The sequence below is a fragment of the Streptomyces sp. NPDC005761 genome (genome assembly GCF_040630635.1).
GTDB lineage: Bacteria > Actinomycetota > Actinomycetes > Streptomycetales > Streptomycetaceae > Streptomyces.
The window spans coordinates 313,618-337,019 of record NZ_JBEXXX010000001.1 but is presented as its reverse complement, the minus strand read 5'-3'; the positions used below and the strand labels follow the sequence as shown (position 1 = coordinate 337,019).

Genomic DNA, 23,402 nt, shown 5'->3' with positions numbered 1-23,402 from the left:
GATGCGTTCCCTACGATGGCGCGGTGACGAGTACTGCGCCCGAAGCCCGGCAGGGCCAAGACGCCGGGGAAGAGCACGGCCCGGAGCCGACTTCCTGGCAGCAGCGGCTGCGCCGCTTCGGCCATTTCCCGCTCCCCGGTATCGGCCTGCGGGAGCGGCTGGTTCCGCCGTACACCCGCCCTGGGGGCCAGTTGTGGGCGGTGCTCGGGGTGCCCCCGCTGCTCGCGGACCGGCTGGTGCGCTGGTCGGCCTGGGGCGGTCCGCTGCTGGTCGCGGCGGTCGCCGGAGTGCTGCGGTTCTGGAAGCTGGGCAGCCCGCACGCGGTGATATTCGATGAGACGTACTACGCCAAGGACTCCTGGGCGCTCATCAAGCAGGGGTACGAGGGGTCGTGGCCCAAGGACGTCGACAAGCTGATCCTCAACGACCCGTCGCAGGTGCCGGTCCCGACCGATCCGGGATATGTGGTGCACCCGCCGGTCGGCAAGTGGATCATCGGGATCGGTGAGCAGCTCTTCGGTTTCACGCCGTTCGGCTGGCGGTTCATGGTCGCCGTGCTCGGCACGCTGTCGGTGCTGATGCTGTGCCGGATCGGCCGCAGGCTGTTCCGTTCGACGTTCCTGGGCTGTCTTGCGGGCGCACTGCTCGCGGTCGACGGGCTGCACTTCGTGATGAGCCGCACCGCGCTGCTCGACCTGGTGCTGATGTTCTTCGTGCTGGCCTCGTTCGGCTGTCTGCTGATCGACCGGGACTGGGCGAGACGCCGGTTCGCGGCCGCGCTCCCGGTCGACGAGGACGGCGTGCTGCGGCCGGACACCGGGGTCGCCGAGGGGCTGCGGCTCGGCTGGCGTCCGTGGCGGATCGCGGCGGGGATCTCACTGGGGCTGGCCTTCGCCACCAAGTGGAACGGGCTGTACATCATGGTCGCGTTCGGCCTGATGACGGTGTTGTGGGACGTGGGCGCGCGGCGGACCGCGGGCGCGGTGCAGCCGTACAAGGCGGTGCTGAAGCGGGATCTGGTGCCGGCGTTCGTCTCCACGGTGCCGGTCGCGGTCCTCACGTACATCGCATCGTGGACCGGCTGGATCATCCGCAACGACCCGGACCGGCACGGCTACTACCGCGACTGGGCGGCGACCGACGGCAAGGGCGGCAGCTGGACCTGGCTGCCGGACTGGCTGCGCAGCCTGTGGCACTACGAGAACCAGGTCTACGAGTTCCATGTGAACCTGACGTCCGGTCACACCTACCAGTCCAATCCGTGGAGCTGGATCGTGCTGGGCAGGCCCGTCTCGTACTTCTACGAGGAGCAGAACGGCTGCACCGCCTCGGCGAACGGCAAGTGCGCGCGTGAGGTGCTGGCGCTCGGCACGCCCCTGCTGTGGTGGGCCGCGTGCTTCGCCCTGCTGTACGTACTGTGGCGCTGGTTCTTCCGCCGCGACTGGCGGGCGGGCGCGATCGCCTGCGGGGTGGCCGCGGGGTGGGTGCCGTGGTTCCTGTACCAGGAACGCACCATTTTCCTTTTCTACGCGGTCGTGTTCGTACCCTTCCTCTGCCTCGCGGTCTCGATGATGATCGGCGCGATGCTGGGGCCTGCGGCGGGCACCGGGCCGAGACACGAACTGGGTCTGGAGAAGAGCGATCCCTCGGGTGAACGACGCCGGACTCTGGGGGCGGTCGCGGCCGGCGTGCTGGTCCTTCTGATCGTCTGGAATTTCATCTATTTCTGGCCGCTGTATACGGGGACCCCCATTCCGGAGGACTCCTGGCGGGATCGCATGTGGCTGGATACCTGGATTTGACCGGTCTGTTCACGCCATCCGGGATCGCATTCCGATAACAACCGGCTCCGCTGTCACGGCAGTCCCGTAAAGTTCCCGGAACGACCCCCTTGAACATGTTCAAGGGGGTCTCCTGGGGAGGGGGACTGCGGGATGCGCAGTGGAGCGAAGGTAGCCGTCGTCGGCGGAGTGTTCGCGGTCGTGGTCGGCGGCGTGGGTTACGGGGCGTACAACATCCTGGACGGGCTCGGCGACAGCGGTGTCGGGGGCGGCTCGGACACCAGAGCGACTTCGGCCGAGGTGAAGACGGGCCCGGTCACCGAGGACGAGATCGCCGAGACGTCCGAGAAGTTCCTCGCCGCGTGGGCGAAGGGCGATGCGGCGGTCGCCGCCGAGCTCACCAACAACAAGGGCGACGCGGAGCCCGCACTGGCCGGCTACAGCGAATCCGCCCATGTCACCGGGGCCGTGATCACCCCGGGCCCGGCGACCGGCTCGAAGGTCCCGTTCACCGTCAAGGCGACCGTCTCCTACGAGGGGAAGACGAAGCCCTGGTCGTACGCCTCCGAGCTCACCGTGGTACGCGGCCTGACCACCGGTCACCCGCTCGTCGACTGGGTCCCCTCCGTCATCCACCCGGAACTGGACAAGGGCGAGTCGCTGGAGACGGGCGAGTCGAAGACCGCGTCGATCGAGGCGGTCGACCGCAAGGGCAATGTGCTCACCAAGGAGAAGTACCCGTCGCTGGGCGGCATCCTGGACGAGCTCCGCAAGAAGTACGGCGAGAAGGCCGGCGGCACCACGGGCATCGAGACCTGGATCAACAGCGCCAACGCCGATGGCGCGGACCAGACTCTGCTGACCCTGGTCAAGGGCAGGCCGGGCCGGGTCCCGACCACACTGGACGCGGGGATCCAGGCTGCGGCCGAGAAGGCCGTGAAGAAGTACGACAAGTCGTCCGTGGCGGCCGTCGAGCCGTCGTCCGGCGCCATCCGCGCCATAGCCAACAACCCGGCGAGCGGCTTCGAAGCGGCGCGCTGGGCCAAGGTGGCGCCGGGCTCGACGATGAAGATCGTGACGGCGGCGATGATCATCCAGAACGGCCTGGGCAGCGCGAACGCGCCGGCCGAGTGCCCGTCCACGGTTCCCTGGGAGGGCCGGACCTTCCACAACCTGGAGGACTTCTCGCTGCCGAACGCCACGCTGAAGCGAGCCTTCGCGAAGTCCTGCAACACCACGTTCATCAAGCCGGTCCTGCCGCTGGGCAGCGGCAAGCGGGACACGGCGCTCGGCAACGAGGCCTCGCAGTACTTCGGGATCGGCCAGGTCTGGAACACCGGCATCGTCACGTGGGACGGCAAGGTACCGCCCTCCGAGGGCGCGGAGACCGCCGCGTCGTTCATCGGCCAGGGCAAGATCCAGATGAACCCGCTGAACATGGCGTCCATCACCGCCACCGCCGTCAACGGCCGGTTCCTCCAGCCCTACATCGTCCCGAAGGACCTCGACAACCGGAAGTTCGCCGCCGCGAGCCCACTGCCGACGGGGGTGGCGGCGCAGCTGAAGGACATGCTGAAGTACACGGCCACCAGCCCGGAGGGCACGGCCACGAAGGCCATGGCGGCCGTGGGCGGCGAGAAGGGCGGCAAGACCGGCTCGTCGGAGATCGGCGGTCAGGCCACGTCCGACAGCTGGTTCACCGGATTCAGCAACGACCTCTCCGCGGCGGCCCTCGTCCAGTCCGGCGGCCACGGCGGGGACGCGGCCGGTCCGGTCGTCGCGGAGGTCCTGCTCGCGGGGCCGTGAACGTACGGCAGGGGAGAAGAAGCACCATGATCGCCGGCTGCACACTGCTGCTCGTACTGGCCGCCGCTGACCGGAACCCGGGTACCACGTGACTCCGCTCGTCGCCCTCGCCGTCCTGACGGCCGCCTTCACCCACGCCGGCTGGAACGCCATCGCCCATGCGATCAAGGACCAGTTGCTCTCCTTCACCCTGATCTCCGGAGGCGGTCTGCTGATCGGCGCGGCCGCCGCCTGCTTCGTACCGCTCCCGGCCGCCGAGGCCTGGCCGTACCTGCTCGTGTCCGCCGCCCTGCACGTGGCATACATGCTGCTGCTGATGCGGTCGTTCACGCTGGGTGACTTCGGCCAGATGTATCCGATCGCCCGCGGCACGGCCCCGCTCGTGGTCACCGTCCTCGCCGCCGTCTTCGTGGGCGAGCGCCCGGACGGCTGGGCGGCGGCGGGCGTCGCCGTCGCCTCGGCGGGGCTGGTCGGGCTGGCGCTCTGGGGCGTCCGGGGCGCCGGCAAGCGCCCCCAGTGGCCCGCGATCCTCGCCGCGCTCGCCACCGGCCTGGCCATCGCCGGATATACGACCGTCGACGGCGTGGGGGTGCGCGCCTCGGGCAGTTCGCTCGGGTACGTCGCCTGGCTGATGATCCTCGAGGGCCTCGCCATCCCCCTCTACGCCCTGTACCGCCGCCGCTCCGCCCTTCCGGCCCAGCTCCGCCCCCATGCCGTACGCGGCCTGCTGGGCGCGGCCCTGTCGGTCACGGCGTACGGCCTCGTCCTGTGGGCGCAGACCCGCGCGGCGCTCGCCCCGGTCGCGGCGCTGCGCGAGTCGTCGATCATCGTGGGCGCGGCGATCGGCGCGGTGTTCTTCAAGGAACGCTTCGGCGTCCCGCGCATCGCGGCGGCCGGGCTGATGGTGGTCGGCATCGGGCTGATGCTGCACACGAGCTGAGGCAGGCCGGGACCCGCTCGGGACAGCCCTTGGAGGCTATGGGCGCCATTCCTGCCGGCAGGCGGGGTGTTCGGCGTATGGCCGGCCAAGGACGCGCAGCGCGTGGCGAGTTCTGTGCTCCGCGCTTCGAAGTGGTCCTCGACCGCGATGGGGTGTGCGCTGCTGATCGGTCGGCGGGTGGCCCCACCGTCTCGGCGCTGAAGCACCGTCGGCGTGCTCGCACGGACGGACGGGCCAAGGTACGGGCGCGGCGCCCTGTTCGTCGGTGACCGGCCTGGACCGGCCGGGACGCTCGACGTCGGGGGTGCCGGGGCCCGGGAGCACACCCCCCAGTTCGTCCGATGCGAGGGAAGACCGCGTCGAGGAGCCGGGGGGTCATGCCGGGAGCTCCGAGACGGATCAGCTCGATGAACCTGCAGCGGTCGGCATGTGGCGGGCCGACCGGGGATCCGGGTGCACTCGGCGGCCCAGTTCAGCAGCCGCCTCGAGAACGAAATTGCGAGGCGTGAACACCGTATCGCCGGGCACAAGGCCTATCGCACAGCAATCCTGGAAGTCGGAGCCAGCCGGGATCAACCAAAAGCACACTTGGGCCGTTGTGGAAGCCTGAGTCGGACTTGACGATGGGAGCTTAAAATGATCATTCTTGGGCTAATTCTCCTGATCATCGGCCTGCTTGTCGGCATGGGGCTGCTGACGACGATCGGCGGTATCCTCATTCTGGTGGGCGTCATCCTGTGGATCCTGGGTGCGACCGGTCGCGCGGTCGGTGGACGGAAGCACTTCTTCTGACCCCGGGCTTTCGCTTGACGGGTTACCCAAGGCTTGGACAAATAGGCATAGGGTGCTCCTGACCTGCGACGATGGGACTTCCCTAAGGGCTGTCCCGCAATTCCTGGTGAAACAGCGCGCGGCGTCAGATGCGGTGCATCGCAAAGCGGAGAGGCGCCCGAATGCTCGATGCATTCGGGCGTTTCGACAATGCGGCGAGGTGTCGTAGCTGTCGCCGCACGCCCGCCAGGAATTGCGGGACAGCCCTTACTTCATCGTTTCCGTGGCGAGGAAGACCGCGACCTGTCTCAAGTTCTCGATGATCTGCTGCTGCTCACGGTTCCCGCCGTCGCAGTCGTGCGAACTCGTCCTTCTCCGCGCCGGTCAGTGCGACACGGGGCCGCGGCAGGAGCAGCACCTGGGTGTTCCCGTCCGAGGGGGCGGGCGCACCCTGCGCACCGGCCTCCCGGGACTGCCCCCGGGAGGCCGGTGCCGTGTGAGGCCCTACTCCTGCGTGAGCGCCTGCCGGAAGCCCGTGTTGACCGCGGTCAGCCCGCCGTCCACGCACAGTGTCGTGCCGGTGACCCACGCGGCGTCGCGCGAGGCGAGGAAGGCGACGGCCGCCGCGATGTCCTCCGGTTCGCCGACCCGGCCGAGCGGGTACAGGCCGCTCACCCGGGCCAGTTCGGCCTCCCGGTCGGCCCAGCCGCCGGTGCGGACCGTGCCGGGCGCGACCAGGTTGACCCGCACCCCGCGCGGTCCCGCGTGGCCGGCGAGCGTACGGGTGAGGCTTGCCAGGCCCGCCTTGGCAGCGCTGTAGGCGTGGTTGCCGAAGTCCTGCACACCGTTGACCGAGCCGATGCTCACGATCGCGCCCCTGCCCGACGCGGCGAGGTGCGGCAGCGCCGCACGCGCACACCGGTAGGCACCGGAGAGCGTGATGTCCAGGTCGCGCTGCCAGACCTCGTCCGGCTCGTCCTCGAAGAGCGCCGCGTCCGGTGTGCACGCGTAGGCGTTGTTGACCAGCACGTCGAGCCCGCCGAACACCGAGACGGCGTGGGCCACCGCCGCCTCGACCGCCGCCCGGTCGGCCACGTCGCAGGAGAGCGCCTCGGCCGCCCCGCCGCTCTCCCGGATCTGCGCCGCCACCGCCTCCGCCCGGTCGCCGTCCAGGTCGGTGACCAGGACGCGGGCCCCCTCGGCGGCCAGCCGGCGGGCGGTGGCGGCGCCGATGCCCTGGGCGGCGCCGGTGATGAGGACGCCGTATTCGTCGAAGCGCGGGAGCGCGGCAGAAGTCATGCGACCGAACGTAGTGCGCGCACCAGTGCCTGGGCACGGGGGTCGGCGGTGACTCCCTTCTGCAGACCGTTCGTCACATAGCCGAAGGCGATGCCTGATTCGGGGTCGGCGAAGCCCAGCGAACCACCCCGGCCCGGGTGGCCGAAGGAGCCCGGGGCCAGGAACGGGGAGGCCGACCCGTGGAGCATGTAGCCGAGGCCGAACCGGGTGCCCACGACCAGGACGCGGTCCGGTCCCGCCGACTCCTCGGTGCGGGCCAGGGTGAGGGTGGCGGGGGCGAACAGCCGGTGGCCGTCGACGGGGCCGATCATCGCGGCGTAGCAGCGGGCCAGACCGCGGGCGGTGGCGATGCCGTTGGACGCGGGGAGTTCGGCGGCCCGGTAGCCGGGATCGTTCTCGTCGGGGAACGGGTCGATGGCGCCGAACGCCCGGCGGGTCAGCGACTCCGGGTCCCGGTACGCGTCGACGACCGAGCGTTTGGGCCGCATCCGCAGCGCGCCCGTGCCGTCCCCGGCGGGCGGTTCGACCGGGCCGATCCGTCCGGCCCGGTGCGCCTCGTCGGCCGGGATCCCGAACCAGAAGTCCAGGCCGAGCGGGCGGGCGATCTCCTCGGCGACCCAGCGGCCGACGGTCCGGCCGGTGACGCGCCGCACCAGTTCACCGACGAGCCAGCTGTAGGTCTGCGCGTGGTAGCCGTGGTCGGTGCCGGGCTCCCACTGGGGGCGCTGGGCGGCGACCGCCCTCGGCCCGCTCACCCCGTCCGCCGCCTCCTCGGGCGTCAGGGGCCGGTCCAGGGCCGCGATCCCTGCCCGGTGGGCGAGGAGGTGGCGGACGAGGACGCGTTCCTTGCCGTTCGCCTTGAACTCCGGCCAGTACGTGCCGACCGGGGCGTGCAGGTCGATCTGGCCGCGCTGGTGCAGCAGCAGCGGGACGGCGGCGGCGATGCCCTTGCCGGCCGAGCGGACGATCTGCACGGTGTCGACCGCCCACGGTTCCGCGCCGTCGACGTCTCTGGTGCCGGCCCACAGGTCGACGACCTTCTGCCCGTGCCGGTAGACGGTGACCGCCGCCCCGCGGTCACCCCGCTGTTCGAAGTTCCGGATGAAAGCATCCCGGACCGGTTCGAATCCGGGTGCTGCCGTGCCCCGTACGTCCACGCCTGCTCCTGCGCTCCCGCTCATCCCCCCATGGTGCATTGCGCCGCAGGTCGCGGGTGGGGCGGGTCACCTCATGTTCACCGTCACGGAACGCGGATCGAACCCGAAGGGGAGCTCCAGCCGGTGGGCGCGCATGAGTTCCTCGTCGCACAGGAGGTCCTGGGTGCGGTCGTCGGCGGCGATGACTCCCTCGCTGAGGATGACCGCGCGGCCGCAGAGCTCCAGGGCGTACGGCAGGTCGTGCGTCACCATCAGCACGGTGACGTCCAACGACCGGAGGATGTCCGCGAGTTCGCGTCGCGCCGCGGGGTCCAGGTTGGAGGAGGGTTCGTCCAGGACGAGGATCTCCGGTCGCATGGCGAGGACCGTGGCGACGGCGATGCGGCGGCGCTGGCCGAAGGAGAGGTGGTGCGGCGGCCGGTCGGCGTACTCCTCCATGCCCACCTGCTTGAGGGCCTCGGTGACCCGCTCCTCCAGCTCGGCACCGCGGAGCCCGCCGGCGGCGGGCCCGAAGGCGACGTCCTCGCGGACGGTCGGCATGAAGAGCTGGTCGTCGGGGTCCTGGAAGACGATGCCGACGCGGCGGCGGATCTCGGCGAGGTTGCGCTTGTCGACCGGGAGTCCGGCGACGTGGACGGTACCGGCGCCCGCGTCGAGGATGCCGTTGAGGTGGAGGACGAGAGTGGTCTTGCCGGCCCCGTTCGGGCCGAGCAGGGCGACCCGCTCACCGCGCGCGACGGTCAGGTCGACGCCGAAGAGCGCCTGGTGGCCGTCGGGGTAGGCGTAGGCGAGACCGCTGACCTCGAGGGACGGCGGCAGGGTCGGCTCAGGGGCGGCGGGGGGCTGGCTCATAGGGTCCATCCCAGCAGACAGACGACGAGGGCGAGCACGGGGAGTGCCGAGGCGTACGCCCACTGGGCGCGCGAGGCCGTCACCTCGTCGATGACCGGCATCGAGCCGGTGTAGCCGCGGCTGACCATCGCGAGGTGGACGCGCTCGCCTCGTTCGTACGAGCGGATGAACAGGGCGCCCGCCGACTTGCCCAGGACCCCCCAGTGCCTGATTCCGCGTGCCTCGAATCCGCGCGAGCGGCGGGCGATGGACATCCGGCGCATCTCGTCGGTGATCACGTCGCCGTAGCGGATCATGAAGGAGGCGATCTGGACGAGCATCGGCGGCAGCTTCAGGCGCTGGAGGCCGAGCAGCAGGGAGCGCAGTTCGGTGGTGGAGGCGAGGAGGACGGAGGCGGCGACGCCGAGGGTGCCCTTGGCGAGGACGTTCCAGGCGCCCCAGAGGCCGGGGACGCTGACGGAGAGACCGAGTACGTGCGTCTGCTCGCCGGGTACGACGAACGGCATGAGCAGCGCGAACGCGACGAACGGCACCTCGATCAGCAGCCGCTTGAGCAGGAAGCCGGCCGGGACGCGGGCTGCCGCGGCGGCGCCCGCGATCAGCAGTGCGTAGAGCGCGAAGGCCCACATCGCCTCGCGCGGGGTGATGACGACGACCACGACGAAGGCGAAGACGGCGGCGAGTTTGCAGTGGGGCGGCAGGTCGTGGACCGGCGAGTGCCCGTGCCGGTAGAGCTTGTGGGCGTGCCCGGCGCCCATCAGACCTTCTCGCCGGTACGGGAGTCGCCCACGGGCTCGTCCGTCGCACGGCGGCGACGGCTGACCACGTAGAACGCGCCGCTGCCGACGACGAGGGTGGCTCCGACGCCGATGATTCCGGCCAGTCCGCCGGAGATCCTGGCGTCGGAGACGTCCTTGACGCCGTAGTCGGCGAGCGGGGAGTCCTTGGCCGCGTGGTCCTTGGCCTCCTTGTCGATGCCCTGGTCGGTGGCGACCTTCTCCAGGCCGTCCGGGTTCGCCGAGGCGTAGAAGGAGACGAAGCCGGCCAGGACGAGCGCGGTCACCAGGCCGGTGGCCCACACGCCCCGGTGGGAGCGGTGTGCGGCGACGGGTTCACGGGTGGGCGCGGCGGGCGCGTCGACGAGCTCACCGTCGACGCGGAGCTTGAGCGGGGCGGTCAGACCGCGGGCGCCGTACACCAGGTCGGGGCGGACGGCGATGACGGCGCCGACGGTCAGCGCGGTGATCACGGCCTCGCCGAGACCGATCAGGACGTGGACCCCGACCATGGCGGTGAAGACCTTGCCGATCGGGATGTCGGTGGTTCCGCCGATCCAGTACATCAGCGTGAACGCGGCGGCGGCGGCCGGCACGGAGACCAGCGCGGCGACGAAGGACGCCGCGGTCATGGAGCGGCGGGTGCGCGGCAGCACGCTCACGAGGCCGCGGAAGAGGGCGTACGCGACGACGGTGGTCACGACGCCCATGTCGAGGATGTTCACACCCAGCGCGGTGAGCCCGCCGTCCGCGAAGAGGATGCCCTGCATCAGCAGGACGACGGATATGCAGAGCACGCCGGTGTACGGACCGACGAGGATCGCGGCCAGTGCCCCGCCGAGCAGGTGCCCGCTGGTGCCGGCCGCGACGGGGAAGTTCAGCATCTGCACGGCGAAGATGAAGGCGGCGACGAGCCCGGCCAGTGGCGCGGTGCGCTCGTTCAGTTCGCGCCGGGCCCCCTTGAGGCTGACGGCCACCGCACCGGCGGCCACGACTCCGGCTACGGCGGAGACGGGTGCGTTGATGAATCCGTCGGGTACATGCATGGGGGAGGCTCCGCTTCCTGCGTTCCTGCATTGCTGCGCGGGGTCGTGAACCTCTCAATGATAGGACCTTGTTGCGAAACGTTTGCAAGAGCGGGGGCGTCACAACTGCCCAGAGTTCTCACAGTGCTCTTTAATGAAAATATGGGACATTAGAGGACGAAGACGTATATACAGGAGGAGCCGGCCCATGTCCCCCGTGATCAAAGAACATGCCCGCGCCCGGCTCGTCACCGACGCCCGCGACCTGCCCGTGGTCCCGGTGGAGTTGCGCTACGACACCGCGAACGCCCCCGACACGATCCGGATCGCCTTCCCCGGCGGCTCCGAGTGGGACGTTCCGCGCGATCTGCTGGAGCGCGGGCTGCGCTCCCCCGTCGAACACGAAAGCCTCCGGATCTGGCCGTGCGGCCGGGTCCAGCTGGTCGTCGAACGTCATGCGGCGGGCGGCGTCGAGGTGGTGCAGTTCGACTGCGCGCCACTGATCCGCTTCCTGCGGCGCACCCACAGCACCCACAGCCGGGCCGGAGCCGAGACCGCGCCCGCCTGATCCACGACGGCAGGACGAGAGCCCCCGTGCGCATGCGCACGGGGGCTCTCGTCGCCCCGGTCCCCCGTCCCCACAGGTAACCGGCGCTTCCGGGGCCTCGTTCCGCTCAGACGCGGCCCCGGAGGTCAGCGGCTCATCGGCCGGACCGGACCGGCCGTCGGACCGGCCGGTTCAGGCCGGCCCGATCGGCCCGGCCGGATCAGACGCGGGTCAGCTCGCGCTCGCCCCCGGCCTCCGGGCCGGCGTCGCCCGCGTCGTCGGAGGGGGTGGCGAGCTCCTTGCGCAGGCCCTCACCCTCGACGTCCACGTTGGGCAGCGCCCGGTCCAGCCAGCGCGGCAGCCACCAGGCACGCTTCCCGAGCAGCGCGAGGACCGCGGGCACGATGGCCATGCGGACGACGAACGCGTCGAAGAAGACGGCGATGGCGAGCGAGAAGCCGATCATCTTGATCATCGACTCGCTGGATCCGATGAACCCGGAGAAGACCGCGATCATGATCACCGCTGCGGCCGTGACGACCCGGGCACCGTGCTTGAAGCCGGTGACGATCGCCTGGCCGGGCTTCTCCCCGTGGACGTACGCCTCCCGCATCCGGGTGACGAGGAAGACCTCGTAGTCCATCGCGAGACCGAAGACCACACCCACCATGAAGATCGGCATCATCGACATGATCGGACCGGTCTGCTCGACCCCCAGGAGCGAGCCGAGCCAGCCCCACTGGAAGACCGCGACGACCGCACCCAGGGCGGCGACCACCGAGAGCAGGAAGCCGAGCGCCGCCTTCAGGGGCACCAGCACCGACCGGAAGACCAGCATCAGGAGCAGGAAGGCAAGGCCGACGACGAGCGCCAGGTACGGCAGCAGCGCGTCGTTCATCTTCTGCGAGAAGTCGATGTTCATCGCGGTGGAGCCGGTGACCAGGACCTCGGCGCCGGTGTCGGACTTGATGTCCTTGCCCGCGTCGCGGATCGCGTGGACCACGTTCTCCGTCTCGACGGAGCTCGGCCGGTCCTTCGGGACGACCGTGATCATCGCGGCGTCGCCGGCCTTGTTGAAGTTGGCCGGGCTGACCGCGACGACACCCTTCATGCCGGAGATCTCGTCGGTGACCTGCTTGGCGGCGGCCTTGCCGTCCGAGCTGTTCGCCGTGTCGACGACCACCATCAGCGGGCCGTTGAAGCCGGGGCCGAAGCCGTCCGAGAGCAGGTCGTAGGCGCGGCGCTGGGTGGTGCTGGTGGGCTGGGAGCCGTCGTCCGGCAGGCCCATCTCCAGGGACGCGGCCGGGACCGCGATCGCACCCAGGCCGAGGACGCCGACCAGGAGCACCCACACCGGCTTGCGCAGCACGAACCGCGCCCAGCGGGTGCCCATGTTCGGCTTGGCGTCGGGCCTGTTCTCCGCCTCGGCGGCCTTGCGCGCCTTGCGTCCCATGACCCGCTTGCCCACGAAGCCGAGCATGGCCGGGACGAGGGTGAGGGCGATGAGGACGGCGATCGCGACCGTGCCGGCCGCGGCGAAGCCCATCTTCGACAGCATCGGGATGTTGACGACGGCCAGGCCGACCAGGGCGATGACCACGGTGAGCCCGGCGAAGACGACCGCGGAGCCCGCGGTGCCGACGGCACGTCCGGCCGCTTCCTCGCGCTCCCGGCCCTCGGCCAGTTCGGCCCGGTAGCGGGAGACGATGAAGAGCGCGTAGTCGATGCCGACCGCGAGGCCGATCATCATCGCGAGGGTGGAGGTGGTCGAGCCCAGGTCCAGGACATTGGCCAGCGCGGTGATCGACGAGACGCCGATCCCGACACCGATCAGGGCGGTCAGCAGCGGCAGCCCCGCCGCGATGAGCGAGCCGAAGGTGATGACGAGCACCACCGCGGCCAGCGCGATGCCGATGACCTCGGTGGCACCCGTCTCCGGCATCACCTGGAGCGCGTCACCACCGATCTCCACGGTCATCCCGGTCTTCTGCGCGCTCTCGCCCACGTCCTCCAGGGAGTCGCGGGTCTTGTCGGTCAGCTCCATGGAGTTGACCTTGTAGGTCACCGAGACGTACGCGGTCGTGCCGTTCTTGGAGACGGCGTTGCCGGTGTACGGGTCGACGACCGAGGCGATCTGGTCCGAGCCCGACTTCAGCTCACCGGTGAGCTTCTGGACGTCGGCCTTGTTGGCCGGGTCCGTCATCTTCTCGCCCTCGGGGGCCTTGAAGACGATGCGCGCGGTCGCGCCGTCGGCGCTGGCCGCGGGGAATCGCTGTTCCAGCAGGTCGAAGGCCTTCTGGGCCTCCGTACCCGGGATCGAGAAGGAGCTGGAGGTGGCGGTGGACGCGGAGGCCGCGCCGAATCCGGCGAGCGCCAGCAACGCCACCCAGATCAGGGCGACATAGCGGCGGCGCCGGAAGGCGAGCCGTCCGAGCTTGTAAAGGAATGTGGCCACGGAGGCGTACTCCCGGTCAGGTCGTTGAGTGGAAAAGGGCGTGAGGAACCAGCCCGACGACGAGAGCGGCGTGTCAGGTGGGGCTTGGGGAGGGGCCGTACGGGGTGGAACAGGGACGGGGGGTCAGACTCCGAGAGCGGGGAGGATCACGGAGTCGACGTAGTCGAGAAGGAACGCCTGGTCGACGGCGCGGTCCTCGACCAGTTGGCGCGCGACGAAGGCGCCGATCATCATGTGGGGTACGTACGGCAGCGCCGGGTTCTCCGGACGCAGCTCTCCCCGGTCCACGGCTCGGCGCAGCAATATGTCGAGACCGGTCATCTCCGGCTCGATCAGCAGTTCGCGCAGGGCCTGGTGCAGATCGGGGTTCTCGTGGACGGCATGGCTCAGGCCCCGCATCAGCGCGGAGTCCTTCTCCATCTGACAGTCGTCACTACGGCTCAGGACGGCATGGAAGTCGCCGCGCAGCGTGCCGGTGTCGACATCGCCGAGGGAAACGGGCTTGTTGTGCCGCAGGGCCGTGACGACGAGCTCGGGCTTGCTCCCCCACTGGCGGTAGAGGGTGGCCTTGCTGGAACGGGTGCGCGCGGCGACGGCGTCCATCGTGAGGGCGTCGTAGCCGACCTCGCGGAGCAGGTCGAGCACGGCGGCGTACAGCTCGCTCTCACGCTCGGGCGTGAGCCGTGTGCGTGCCATGGTCGACCTCCTGTTCCCTGAGCTCGGGTGTTTCGTACGTCAGTCAATCGAACGAAACTGTTTCGTACACCTCGACGGTACTCCGACCATCCAGCGAAACGAAACCGTTTCGCTTGTGTTCCGCACCACAAGTTGCCGCGGTCCCCTCCCACCGAAAGCATTGGGGGGTGAGTGACGACGTCTCGTATCTCCGGTTCCCGCACGTCCACGAGGATCTGCTCTGCTTCGCGGCGGAGGACGATCTCTGGGTGGCCCCCCTCGTCGCCGAGGGCGAGGTTCCCGGACGCGCCTGGCGTGTCACCGTCGATCGCACCAGAGTGAGCCATCCGCGCTTCTCGCCCGACGGCACCCGGATCGCCTACACGACCTGGCGCAGCCTCGACCCCGAGATCCACCTGGCGCCCGTCGCCGGCGGCCCGGCCCGCCGGCTCACCTACTGGGGTTCCACGGACGCCCGGGTCTGCGGCTGGACCCCCGACCCCGGGGACAGCGCGCAGATCCTCGCCGTGTCCTCGCACCGGCAGCCGTTCTCGTACTTCTCCTGGGCCTACAGCGTGCCCACGGACGGCAGCCCCGGCGGCCGGCTGCCCTGGGGCCCGGTCTCCGACATCGCCGTCGCGGAGATCGAGGGCGAGCGCCGCACCCTGCTGCTCACCGGAAAGCCGCCGCACGAGCCGGCCGCCTGGAAGCGGTACCGGGGCGGCGCGACCGGACGTCTGTGGCTGCACGGTGAGCGGCTGCTCCCGGACATCGGCGGACACCTGGACTCCCCGATGTTCGTCGGGGGCCGCATCGCGTTCCTCTCCGACCACGAGGGCGTCGGCAACCTCTACTCCTGCCGGCCCGACGGCGGCGATCTGCGCCGCCACACGGACCACGACGCGTTCTACGCCCGGCACGCCTCCAGCGACGGGCGGCGCGTCGTCTACCAGTGCGCGGGCGAGCTGTGGCTGGTCGACGATCTCCAGTCACCCGACGCCGTGCCCCGGAAGCTGGAGGTCCGGCTCGGCGGACCGCGCGCGGGGCGCCGCACGTACCAGGTGCCGGCCGCCAGCAACGTCGACTCCCTCTCCGTGGACGAGACCGGCCGGGCCAGCGCCGTATCGGTGCGTGGCAGCCTGTACTGGCTCACCCACCGCGACGGCCCCGCCCGCACCATCACGGACACTCCCGGCGTCCGGGTCCGGCTGCCGGAGATGCTCGGCAGCGGCGGCCAGGTCGCGTACGTCACCGACGCGGACGGCGAGGACGCGATCGAGATCGCCACCCTGCCACGGGCCAGCGGCGACCGCCCACGGATCCGGCTCGCCCCCGGCATGCTCGGCCGGGTCCAGGAGATGATCTCCGACCCGGACGGCGAACGGCTGGCGATCGCCTCGCACGACGGCCGGCTGCTCCTCCTGGACACCGACGAGGAGACGTCCACCGGCGAGCCCACGGAACTGATCCGTTCCGACAACGGCCCGGTCCGTGATCTGGCGTTCTCCCCGGACGGCGCCTGGCTCACCTGGTCGCACCCCGGCATCGGCCGCTCCCTGCGCCAGATCAAGCTCGCCCGCATCCAGGGCCCCGGCGCCCCCTCCGTCGTCGACGTCACCAACGGCCGCTTCGAGGACGAGAACCCCGTCTTCACGGGCGACGGGCGCTATCTCGCCTTCCTCTCCTGGCGCGGCTTCGACCCGGTGTACGACGTGCACACCGGCGACCTCTCCTTCCCCCTCGGCTGCCGCCCCTACCTCGTCCCGCTCTCCTCGGCGACCCCCTCCCCCTTCGCCCTCTCCCCCGACGGCCGGCCTGCGGCGGGCGGACTCGACCCGGTGGACTCCGCCGAGGCGGGTACGGCGGAAGGCTCCACGGTCACCGTGGAGTTCGAGGGCCTGGAGAGCCGGGTCACGCCGTTCCCGGTCTCCGCGTCCAAGTACTCGGCGCTGTACCCGGTCAGCGGGGGCGGCCTTGTCTGGCTGCGCTGGCCGATCTCCGGCGCGCTCGGCGAGACGTTCGCCAACCCGGCGGACATGTCGGGCCGGCCGACCCTGGAGCACTTCAACATCGCCAAGGCGAAGAAGACCGAGCTGGTCGACCACCTCGACTGGTTCGCCGTCAGCGGAGACGCCTCCCGCCTCGTCGTCATGGACGACGGCGAACTGCGCGCGGTGCCCGCCACCGAACCCGGCGACAACGACTCCACCGTCTACATCGACCTGCGCCGCATCCTGCACGAGGCCGATCCGGCGGCGGAGTGGCGGCAGGCGTACGGCGAGGCGGGCCGCATCATCCGCTCCTACTTCTGGGAGCCGGACATGTGCGGCATCGACTGGCCCGCGATCCTCGACCAGTACCGCCCCCTGGTCGAACGGGTCGCCACGCCCGACGAGTTCGCGGATCTCCTGCGAGAGGTGCTCGGCGAGCTCGGCACCTCGCACGCGTACGTCTCCCCCGCCCGCCGCAACGAGGGCCCGCCGCACTACCAGCGGGCGATCGGCCTGCTGGGCGCCAACTTCCTCTGCCGGGACGGCGAATGGACCCTCCGGCGCATCCTCCCCGGCGACTCCTCGGACTCCAAGGCCCGCTCCCCGCTGGCCGGTACGGGCATCCGTGAGGGCGCGGTCCTCACCCACGTCGACGGCCGCCCGGTCGACCCGGTCACCGGCCCCTACCCCCTCCTCTCCGCAGCGGGCGGCACCACGGTCGAGCTGACCTTCAGGCCCGCCGAGGGCGAGGGCCGCTCCCGTCGCGTCGCGATCGTCCCGCTGGTCGACGAACGCCCGCTGCGCTACCAGGACTGGGTCGCCAAACGCCGCGAGGTCGTACGGGAGCTGAGCGACGGCCGCTGCGGCTACCTGCACATCCCCGACATGGGCGGCTCCGGCTGGGCCCAGTTCAACCGGGACCTGCGCCTGGAGGTATCCCGCCCGGCCCTGATCGTCGACGTACGCGGCAACGCGGGCGGCCACATCAGCGAACTGGTGGTGGAGAAGCTCACCCGCAAGATCCTCGGCTGGGACCTCACCCGCGACGCCCAGCCGGTGTCGTACGCCTCCAACGCCCCCCGCGGCCCGGTGGTCGCCCTCGCCGACGAGGCGACGTCCTCCGACGGCGACATGATCACCGCCGCGTTCCGGCTGCTGAAGCTGGGCCCCGTGGTGGGCCAGCGGACCTGGGGCGGGGTCGTCGGCATGACCGGGCGCCACCGCCTGGGCGACGGCACGGTGATCACGGTCCCGATGAACGCGGCCTGGTTCGACACGTACGGCTGGTCGGTCGAGAACCACGGCGTCGAACCGGACCTGGAGGCCCTGCGCACCCCGCTCGACTGGGCGGAGGGCCGCCACGCGGTGCTCGACGACGCGGTCCGGGTCGCCCTGGACCTGCTCGCCGCGCACCCGCCGGCGACGCCACCGACCTACGAGACGGCCCCGAACCGAAGGCGGCCGCCGCTGCCGCCGCGGCGGGAGCGCTGAAGCAACTCCGAGCCGGCACCCACGAAAAGCCGGAGCCGTACGAGACGCCCGGTCCGGCCCCACTGGCTTGACAGTTGTGTCCGCATACTCGCTTGTCCGTGGCCCGACACACCCTTACCATGACGTTCGCTTTTGCGAACTTCACATGTGTTTCGGGTGCCGGGGGCGGGTATGGCGTTGGTGATGGCAGTCGCTGCTGTCTGGGGTGTGCTGCAACTGTTCGCGCTGTCGTGGCCTGCGCGGTCGGTACGGCTCTCGACGGTGCTGCTGGCAGTTGCGGTGGGGGCGTACGGGTGCGGTGTGGCGACGGCCCTGCTGCAGCTTGCCTACACCCGCCTGTATGCGGACCAGTCCGCGCGGCCGCTGTCCGACGTGGTGGGGTCCTCCAGCTACACGGTCGCTCCCTGGCTGGAGGAACTGGTCAAGGTATCCCCGCTGTTGCTCGTCGGCCTGTATGCCAAGGTCCGCAGGCAGTGGGGGCTCACCGACTTCGTCGTTCTGGGTGCGGGACTGGGAGCCGGGTTCGGGCTCCTGGAGGCGGTGCTCCGGTACGGACTGGACGCGAACCGGGCGATCCCGCGCGCAGGCGGCGGGTGGGTCATCCCCGACAGTCTCTTGCCGCCGTACATCCCAGGTCCGGAGCAGGTGTTCACCGCTTGGCTGCCCGGCCCCACCGGCCGGTCGGCCATCGTCGGGCCACAGGTCGCCGAGACCTTCTCCCACCTCGTATGGACGGCCTTGGCAGGGCTGGGCGTCGGCTTGCTGTGGCGAGCCCGGGGCTGGTTGCGCTCACTGGCGGTCCTGCCCGTGGCGGCCGCGTCCGCGCACCACACGGTGAACAACTACGTGGCCGAGAAGCCCGGGGGGCAGGCCGAGCACTGGCTGCAGGCCCTGAACGAGCAGGCCTGGGCGGTGCCCCTGGCGTGTCTGGCCATCGCCATGATCCTCGACATGTATCAACTGCACCGCGGCAAACGCACTGTTCCGGGAGTGCTGCCGACTGCCGAACGGACCGACGGCGACGCGGCGGCCGCCATGCTCCGCTACGCCTCCTGGCGCCCGAGATGGACGCTGCTCATCGCATTGCGCTACATCCGGCTCCGCCGCTCCCTGCTGTACGCCACCGCCCTCTCGCCTCCACGCGAGACCGAGCCGCTCCGCCAGGCAGTAGCCCGGATCACCGAACAGATGGACGCCACCGACCGGCAGAGAGCCTGGCACCCCGAAGAGATACGCGCCCGCCTCAAGGCCGCCCGCTCCGGCACTCAAGGGCGCAGATGGCTGCTCCTCATTCCTTGCGTGCTCATGCTCCCCGGGCTGCTCGTCCTGGGCGTCGGCTCGTTCACCTCCACCGCCGAACTGCAGGAGCACTTCGCCACGGGCAACGGCCCGAAGATCCTGATGGGCTTCGGAATCGCAGCCCTGGCCTGGATCGCCTGGCAGCTGATCACTCTGCTCCGCACCTGGCAGCCGACCTCGATCCAGCCACACGGCGAGCCCCTGGCCGCCCACCGCTTCCGCATCGCGACCGCCCTGGGAGGCGCCACCACCGGGCTCCTGCTCCTCTACCGGGGACTGGGCGACGCCGGCCCCGGCGGCAAGGCCGTCCCCACCACGCTCCACCTGCTCGATGCCCTTGACGACTTCTTGGTCCACCTCGGCTTCGCCCTCCTCCTGATCTCGCTCCTCGCCCTGTTCCCGCCCGGCGGACTCGCACTCGCCGGCGTCGGAGTGGTGGGCGCCGTCACCGCCGAAGCCGCTGTCAATGCCGCCCTCCTCGGCACTGCGGGCGTGGTCCTCATGGCGGCGGGGTCCCAGGTGGCGAGTACGAGTGGGTCGGGCGGCGAGGGTCGCACGACGCCGCAGTGGCTCAAGGAACGGTGGAAAAAGGGACGTCAGTTCAACAGCGACAATTGGCCCCGCTACCCTGCCAACGAGATCTATCTCGAGAATGGAAAATACCTTGACTCGTATCGCCCGGGCAGAGAAATCGTGTCGCGAAAGAATACGCAGATAGCCAAGATCAAACGAAGCACGTTCCGGAGGAACCTGAGTGAACTGCTTGGCAAATACAAGGAAGGCACCAAGATCCCGGACACAGCAAAGGCGCGTAAGGAGTACCCGGATCTCATAGGCAAGAGACTGGAAGGTGATTACTACCTTGAGGTCCCCGTTCAAAATTCCCCAGTCCCGAAATGGGCGCTCAAGGACGCAGAGAACAGCGGCGTGATAATCAGAGACATCAAGGGATTCATCCACAAACTCCCGACGGGATAGGATCAGGAACCATGAACTGGACGTACAGCGAACGATGGAACAAGCTTCTCGAACGCCCCATCACTCCGTTGACCGAAAAGAAGGCCCGCGCCCGGCACTCGTCCGGTCAGCTGTACACCGCCATTCCCGCCCCCGATGGGCAGCACTCTCCGACCCTGCGCGTCGAGATCCGCTGGGAGACCGAATACGCCGGAGTCATCTTCATGGACCACTACGGCCGCGACGAGTTGCGCTATTCATTCTCATTGATCAACGGCCTACTCTTTCTCGACGGAGCAAGGCGATACGAATACGGAGATTCGCAGGTACGCGGAGGATACGCGGACGCCACCTACACGGAATCGTACGACTTCACCCCCGACGGCGTCGCCCATCGAACCATTGAGTCCGGGGAAGAATCCTCCAAGGAGAGCCGGGAAATCGATGTCACCCTTAACTGGGAGAGAATTCCAGAATTCGGGGAATATGATTCGCTCGTGCGACGTGACCGCAACCAACCCTGACTGCCAGCTCTATCAAGGTCGTCCTCATCCTCGCCCACGCGTCAGCATGTGACCGGAAGAGGATCACCGGAAGACCTTGTACTTGACGCCATGGGCGGCATCAACCGGACGCAGCCCGCAGCTCGCATCAGGCTGTTCTCCCGGGCTGCCGCTGCGAGTTGCACGCGCACGTTCGTCAGCAACTCCGACACGGCCACCCCGGCCACGTCCCCATCCGCGATGCGAAGCGCCCCCACGGGCCCGTGCTCGTCGTGGACGCGGCCGCCCGGGCGCCCTTCGTCGAGCCGGCAAGTCGTCCTGAAGCACCTCGTGAACGGTGGTCAGCCGTAGTAGCCGGCGACCACCGCCCGCACCTCCTCCAGCAGCGCCGGTCCCTCCTGCGGCACGGGCCGGCGGCCGCTGCCCGGCCTGATGTCCAGGAGCTGTGCGCCGGACAGGGCGAACACCACCCGCCGCAGCCCCGCCTGCTGGATGACCGCCTCGCACATCGTGCACGGCTCGCAGCTGGTGTACATCGTGGTGGCCGCCGCCGTGGCCGCGTCCAGTTCCCTCGCCGCCCACCTCGCGAGCTTCAGTTCGGGGTGCGCGGTGATGTCCCGCTCGGTGAGCGTCGTGTTGCGGTCCTCGGCCAGGACCGTCCCGTCCGGGGCCGCCAGCAGCGAGCCGAACGGCGGGTTGCCGCTCTCGCGTGCCTCGGCCGCGAGGGCGATGGCGCGCCTGAGGAGGGTGTGGTCGGCGGGCGTGGTCATGACTGCTCCGTCAGGTGGAGGTGAGCGGCCACCGCGGCGAGTACGTCCCAGGCCGGCTCCGGGTGGCTGATCTCGCGCGGGTCGCCGTTGTACGGGTCGAGGACGACCGTGTCGGCGCCCAGCAGCCTCAGTTGGTCGAGGTCGTCCATGATCTGGTCGATCGTGCCCTCACCGGCGAGGCGTTCCGGGCCGATGACCGGTGCCGTGGTGGGGCGGAGCGCGATCCGGGGTGCGAAGGCGGGTACGGGCAGGTGGTGTTCGTCCGCGCACACCTTCAGCCGGTCCGCCGCTTCCCGCAGCCAGGGCATCGTGCAGCGCAGCGGGTGCCAGGCGTCCCCGAGTCTCACGGCCCGGCGCATTCCCGCGTCGCTGTTGCCACCGACCCACAGCGGGATCCTCCTGTTCCCGTATCCGGCCGTGTCCGCCCAGGCCTCCCGCACGTCCCGCAGTACGCCGTCGGTCAGCCGTCCGCGCTGCTCGAAGGGGATGCCGAGGGCGGCGAACTCCTGGCGGGCCCAGCCCACCCCCACACCGAGGACCAGGCGACCGCCGCTCAGCTCGTTCAGGTTGGCCGCCATCCGGGCGGTGAGCAGGGCGTGCCGGTAGGGGGCGATGAGGACAGTCGTGCCGAGCCTGACCCGGGTGGTGAGGCCGGCCAGCCAGGACAAGGTGGTGAAGGGCTCGTAGAAGGGGGCGGGATACTGCTCGGCGACGTCGGGCGTGATGGCGATGTGGTCGGACAGCATCAACAGGTCGAAGCCCTGGCCCTCCACCGTCCGGGCCCAGTCGCGCAGGACTCCGGGGTCGGTGCCGGGTCCGAAATTGGGGACGTTCACTCCGGTCTTCACCCGGTCGAGCCTAGCCACGCCGTACGGGCCGGCAGAAGTGATTCCTGCCTGTCCAGGCCGACTTCACCCGTGGATCTCCCGGTAATCTGGGCAGATGGCCGAGAATCTCGACGCGACGGACTGGGCGATCCTGGACGAGCTCCAGCGGGACGGCAGGATCGCCTTCACGGAGCTGGCCCGGCGGGTGAACCTGAGCGCCTCGGCGACGACGGAGCGGGTGCGGCGGCTGGAGGCGGCCGGGGTGGTCACGGGGTACCGGGCCGAGGTGGATCTGGAGCGGGCCGGGTATGTGGCCCTGGCGGTCGTCCGGCTCAAGTACCCGGGGAGCAGGCACGAGCCGTTGCGCCGGATGCTCAGGGAGCGTCCGGAGATCCTGGAGTGTCTGCGTACCACCGGGGACGACTGCTACGTCCTGAAGGTGGCAGCCACCTCGATGGCCCATCTGGAGGAAGTCGTGGACGCGCTGGCCGAGTTCGGGAGCACGACCACCAATCTCGTCTTCAGCCGGACACTGCCGTTCCGGGGCCCGCGGGAGCCCTGCGCTCCGCCTTCGAAGGAAGCAACACTCCCTTGACCACGTGCGGTTCGGCGAAACGGCCGAGCCGTGCAGGACAGCGAGTGGGGCGAGGACGAACGGTCCCGGGCCCGAGCCCCGACCTCGCCGCGAGCAATCGCGCCGGTGGCGGTGACGGGGGCCTTGCGATCGAGTGGACGGCTCGTACGAGGCCCGGGTGGGGGCGCCATGTCAGAGATCGCTCAGTGGCTCAAGAGCTGACATCCCGCCCATGATCACGAGCTCCGCTCTCGTGGGATCGACTCCACAGTGAAGCTGCCGGACCCGGGGACCCCGTCGCTACGGCGGCCGAAAGCCATGGCAGCGAGGCTGACGCTGGAATCGGGCGAGCGCACGGGGATGGTGGCCCTGTGGCAGTCGGGTGCCGCTTCCCTGCTCTTCGTCGACTCCGGCACCGAGCACACCTGGCAGGACCGGCCGGTGCTTGCCTCGGAGGACGACCTGCCACGGCTGCTCGGGCCCCTCGTGAAGCCGGTCGAAGCAACTGCCGAACGCACTTGAAGGACCGGCCGGGGTACGGCACCCGCGCCACGCGGAAGGGCGCACCCGGAACGAACCGGGTGCGCCCCTCAGCACGCAACGCTCAGAAACGCGACGTCAACGGTCGAAGCGCTCCTGCACGTCGTCCGCCGCACCATGGGCGCGGTCACGACCCTGCTCGGACGCCTGACGGGCCCGGTCGGACGCGTCCTGGCGACGGTCCTGGCCCTGGCCCTGGCGCTGGCTCTCGCCCTTGCCGCCCTTCATCTTCTTCTGACCCTGGTCGGCAAGCTCCTGCGCCTTGTCCTTGAACTGGTCGGCGATGCCCATGCTGTTCACTCCTATGTGAGGGTGCTTGGGGGTGGCCCGGTGGGGGCCTCGACCAGACTTACACGGCAGGACATC

Annotated in this window: 20 protein-coding genes; 10 read left to right on the top strand and 10 right to left on the bottom strand. The window is 70.1% G+C overall.

The window, feature by feature from the left end; all coding sequences use genetic code 11:
- Positions 1-23 precede the first annotated feature (23 nt).
- From ABZ434_RS01535 to ABZ434_RS01520, 4 genes are all read left to right on the top strand, one after another.
- On the top strand, positions 24-1,802 hold the full coding sequence (locus tag ABZ434_RS01535) for a phospholipid carrier-dependent glycosyltransferase (RefSeq protein WP_359131245.1): 1,779 nt from the start codon (positions 24-26) through the stop codon (positions 1,800-1,802).
- Between the two features lie 132 nt (positions 1,803-1,934).
- Positions 1,935-3,587 carry a penicillin-binding transpeptidase domain-containing protein gene (locus tag ABZ434_RS01530; protein WP_359131243.1) on the top strand — a complete coding sequence of 551 codons (1,653 nt, stop codon included), beginning with the start codon at positions 1,935-1,937 and terminating at the stop codon, positions 3,585-3,587.
- An 88-nt stretch (positions 3,588-3,675) separates the two neighbouring features.
- Complete coding sequence (locus ABZ434_RS01525) at positions 3,676-4,527, top strand: EamA family transporter (RefSeq protein ID WP_359131241.1); 852 nt, start codon at positions 3,676-3,678, stop codon at positions 4,525-4,527.
- 636 nt (positions 4,528-5,163) lie between these two features.
- Positions 5,164-5,319, top strand: a complete 156-nt coding sequence (locus ABZ434_RS01520; RefSeq protein WP_136327069.1) for a hypothetical protein — start codon at positions 5,164-5,166, stop codon at positions 5,317-5,319.
- Between the two features lie 483 nt (positions 5,320-5,802).
- Here the strand turns inward: ABZ434_RS01520 and ABZ434_RS01515 are convergent, their stop codons facing one another.
- From ABZ434_RS01515 to ABZ434_RS01495, 5 genes are all read right to left on the bottom strand, one after another.
- Complete coding sequence (locus tag ABZ434_RS01515; protein ID WP_359131240.1) at positions 5,803-6,597, bottom strand: SDR family NAD(P)-dependent oxidoreductase; 795 nt, start codon at positions 6,595-6,597, stop codon at positions 5,803-5,805.
- Entirely contained in the window at positions 6,594-7,754 is a 1,161-nt protein-coding gene (locus ABZ434_RS01510; RefSeq protein WP_359131420.1) for a serine hydrolase domain-containing protein, read from the bottom strand. Before ABZ434_RS01510 ends, ABZ434_RS01515 begins: the two co-directional genes overlap by 4 nt.
- A gap of 66 nt (positions 7,755-7,820) precedes the next feature.
- Entirely contained in the window at positions 7,821-8,606 is a 786-nt protein-coding gene (locus tag ABZ434_RS01505; RefSeq protein WP_359131239.1) for an ABC transporter ATP-binding protein, read from the bottom strand.
- On the bottom strand, positions 8,603-9,364 hold the full coding sequence (gene cbiQ / locus ABZ434_RS01500) for a cobalt ECF transporter T component CbiQ (protein WP_359131238.1): 762 nt from the start codon (positions 9,362-9,364) through the stop codon (positions 8,603-8,605). Before cbiQ ends, ABZ434_RS01505 begins: the two co-directional genes overlap by 4 nt.
- Positions 9,364-10,428, bottom strand: a complete 1,065-nt coding sequence (locus ABZ434_RS01495; RefSeq protein ID WP_359131237.1) for an energy-coupling factor ABC transporter permease — start codon at positions 10,426-10,428, stop codon at positions 9,364-9,366. The genes cbiQ and ABZ434_RS01495 overlap by 1 nt, the downstream gene beginning before the upstream one ends.
- 187 nt (positions 10,429-10,615) lie before the next feature.
- Here ABZ434_RS01495 and ABZ434_RS01490 point away from each other — a divergent pair, with 187 nt between their 5' ends.
- Positions 10,616-10,975: an SsgA family sporulation/cell division regulator gene (locus ABZ434_RS01490; protein WP_359131236.1), complete on the top strand. Its 360-nt coding sequence runs from the start codon at positions 10,616-10,618 to the stop codon at positions 10,973-10,975.
- A gap of 199 nt (positions 10,976-11,174) precedes the next feature.
- Here ABZ434_RS01490 and ABZ434_RS01485 read toward each other — a convergent pair whose 3' ends face one another.
- Both ABZ434_RS01485 and ABZ434_RS01480 read right to left on the bottom strand, forming a co-directional pair.
- Positions 11,175-13,409, bottom strand: coding sequence for an MMPL family transporter (locus ABZ434_RS01485; protein ID WP_359131235.1), 2,235 nt, complete (start codon positions 13,407-13,409; stop codon positions 11,175-11,177).
- Between the two features lie 123 nt (positions 13,410-13,532).
- On the bottom strand, positions 13,533-14,105 hold the full coding sequence (locus ABZ434_RS01480) for a TetR/AcrR family transcriptional regulator (protein ID WP_359131234.1): 573 nt from the start codon (positions 14,103-14,105) through the stop codon (positions 13,533-13,535).
- A 167-nt stretch (positions 14,106-14,272) separates the two neighbouring features.
- Here ABZ434_RS01480 and ABZ434_RS01475 point away from each other — a divergent pair, with 167 nt between their 5' ends.
- The 3 genes from ABZ434_RS01475 (at position 14,273) to ABZ434_RS01465 (ending at position 20,346) form a co-directional block, all read left to right on the top strand.
- Positions 14,273-17,566, top strand: coding sequence for a S41 family peptidase (locus ABZ434_RS01475; RefSeq protein ID WP_359131232.1), 3,294 nt, complete (start codon positions 14,273-14,275; stop codon positions 17,564-17,566).
- A gap of 183 nt (positions 17,567-17,749) precedes the next feature.
- Positions 17,750-19,843, top strand: a complete 2,094-nt coding sequence (locus ABZ434_RS01470) for a PrsW family glutamic-type intramembrane protease (protein WP_359131230.1) — start codon at positions 17,750-17,752, stop codon at positions 19,841-19,843.
- 11 nt (positions 19,844-19,854) lie between these two features.
- Positions 19,855-20,346 carry a hypothetical protein gene (locus tag ABZ434_RS01465; RefSeq protein WP_359131229.1) on the top strand — a complete coding sequence of 164 codons (492 nt, stop codon included), beginning with the start codon at positions 19,855-19,857 and terminating at the stop codon, positions 20,344-20,346.
- Between the two features lie 320 nt (positions 20,347-20,666).
- Here ABZ434_RS01465 and ABZ434_RS01460 read toward each other — a convergent pair whose 3' ends face one another.
- Both ABZ434_RS01460 and ABZ434_RS01455 read right to left on the bottom strand, forming a co-directional pair.
- Positions 20,667-21,095, bottom strand: coding sequence for a nucleoside deaminase (locus tag ABZ434_RS01460; protein ID WP_359131228.1), 429 nt, complete (start codon positions 21,093-21,095; stop codon positions 20,667-20,669).
- Entirely contained in the window at positions 21,092-21,943 is an 852-nt protein-coding gene (locus ABZ434_RS01455) for an LLM class flavin-dependent oxidoreductase (RefSeq protein ID WP_359131227.1), read from the bottom strand. The genes ABZ434_RS01460 and ABZ434_RS01455 overlap by 4 nt, the downstream gene beginning before the upstream one ends.
- Before the next feature lie 94 nt (positions 21,944-22,037).
- On the opposite strand from ABZ434_RS01455, the gene ABZ434_RS01450 reads away from it, so the two are divergent.
- Together ABZ434_RS01450 and ABZ434_RS01445 are read left to right on the top strand one after the other, a co-directional pair.
- A complete protein-coding gene (locus tag ABZ434_RS01450; protein ID WP_359131225.1) occupies positions 22,038-22,517 on the top strand; it encodes an Lrp/AsnC family transcriptional regulator in 480 nt (159 codons plus the stop codon).
- A 297-nt stretch (positions 22,518-22,814) separates the two neighbouring features.
- On the top strand, positions 22,815-23,018 hold the full coding sequence (locus tag ABZ434_RS01445; RefSeq protein ID WP_359131224.1) for a hypothetical protein: 204 nt from the start codon (positions 22,815-22,817) through the stop codon (positions 23,016-23,018).
- 96 nt (positions 23,019-23,114) lie between these two features.
- On the opposite strand, the gene ABZ434_RS01440 is transcribed toward ABZ434_RS01445, so the two are convergent.
- Positions 23,115-23,327 (bottom strand): hypothetical protein, encoded by a 213-nt coding sequence (locus ABZ434_RS01440; RefSeq protein WP_359131222.1) that lies wholly within the window; start codon positions 23,325-23,327, stop codon positions 23,115-23,117.
- Positions 23,328-23,402: the final 75 nt, after the last annotated feature.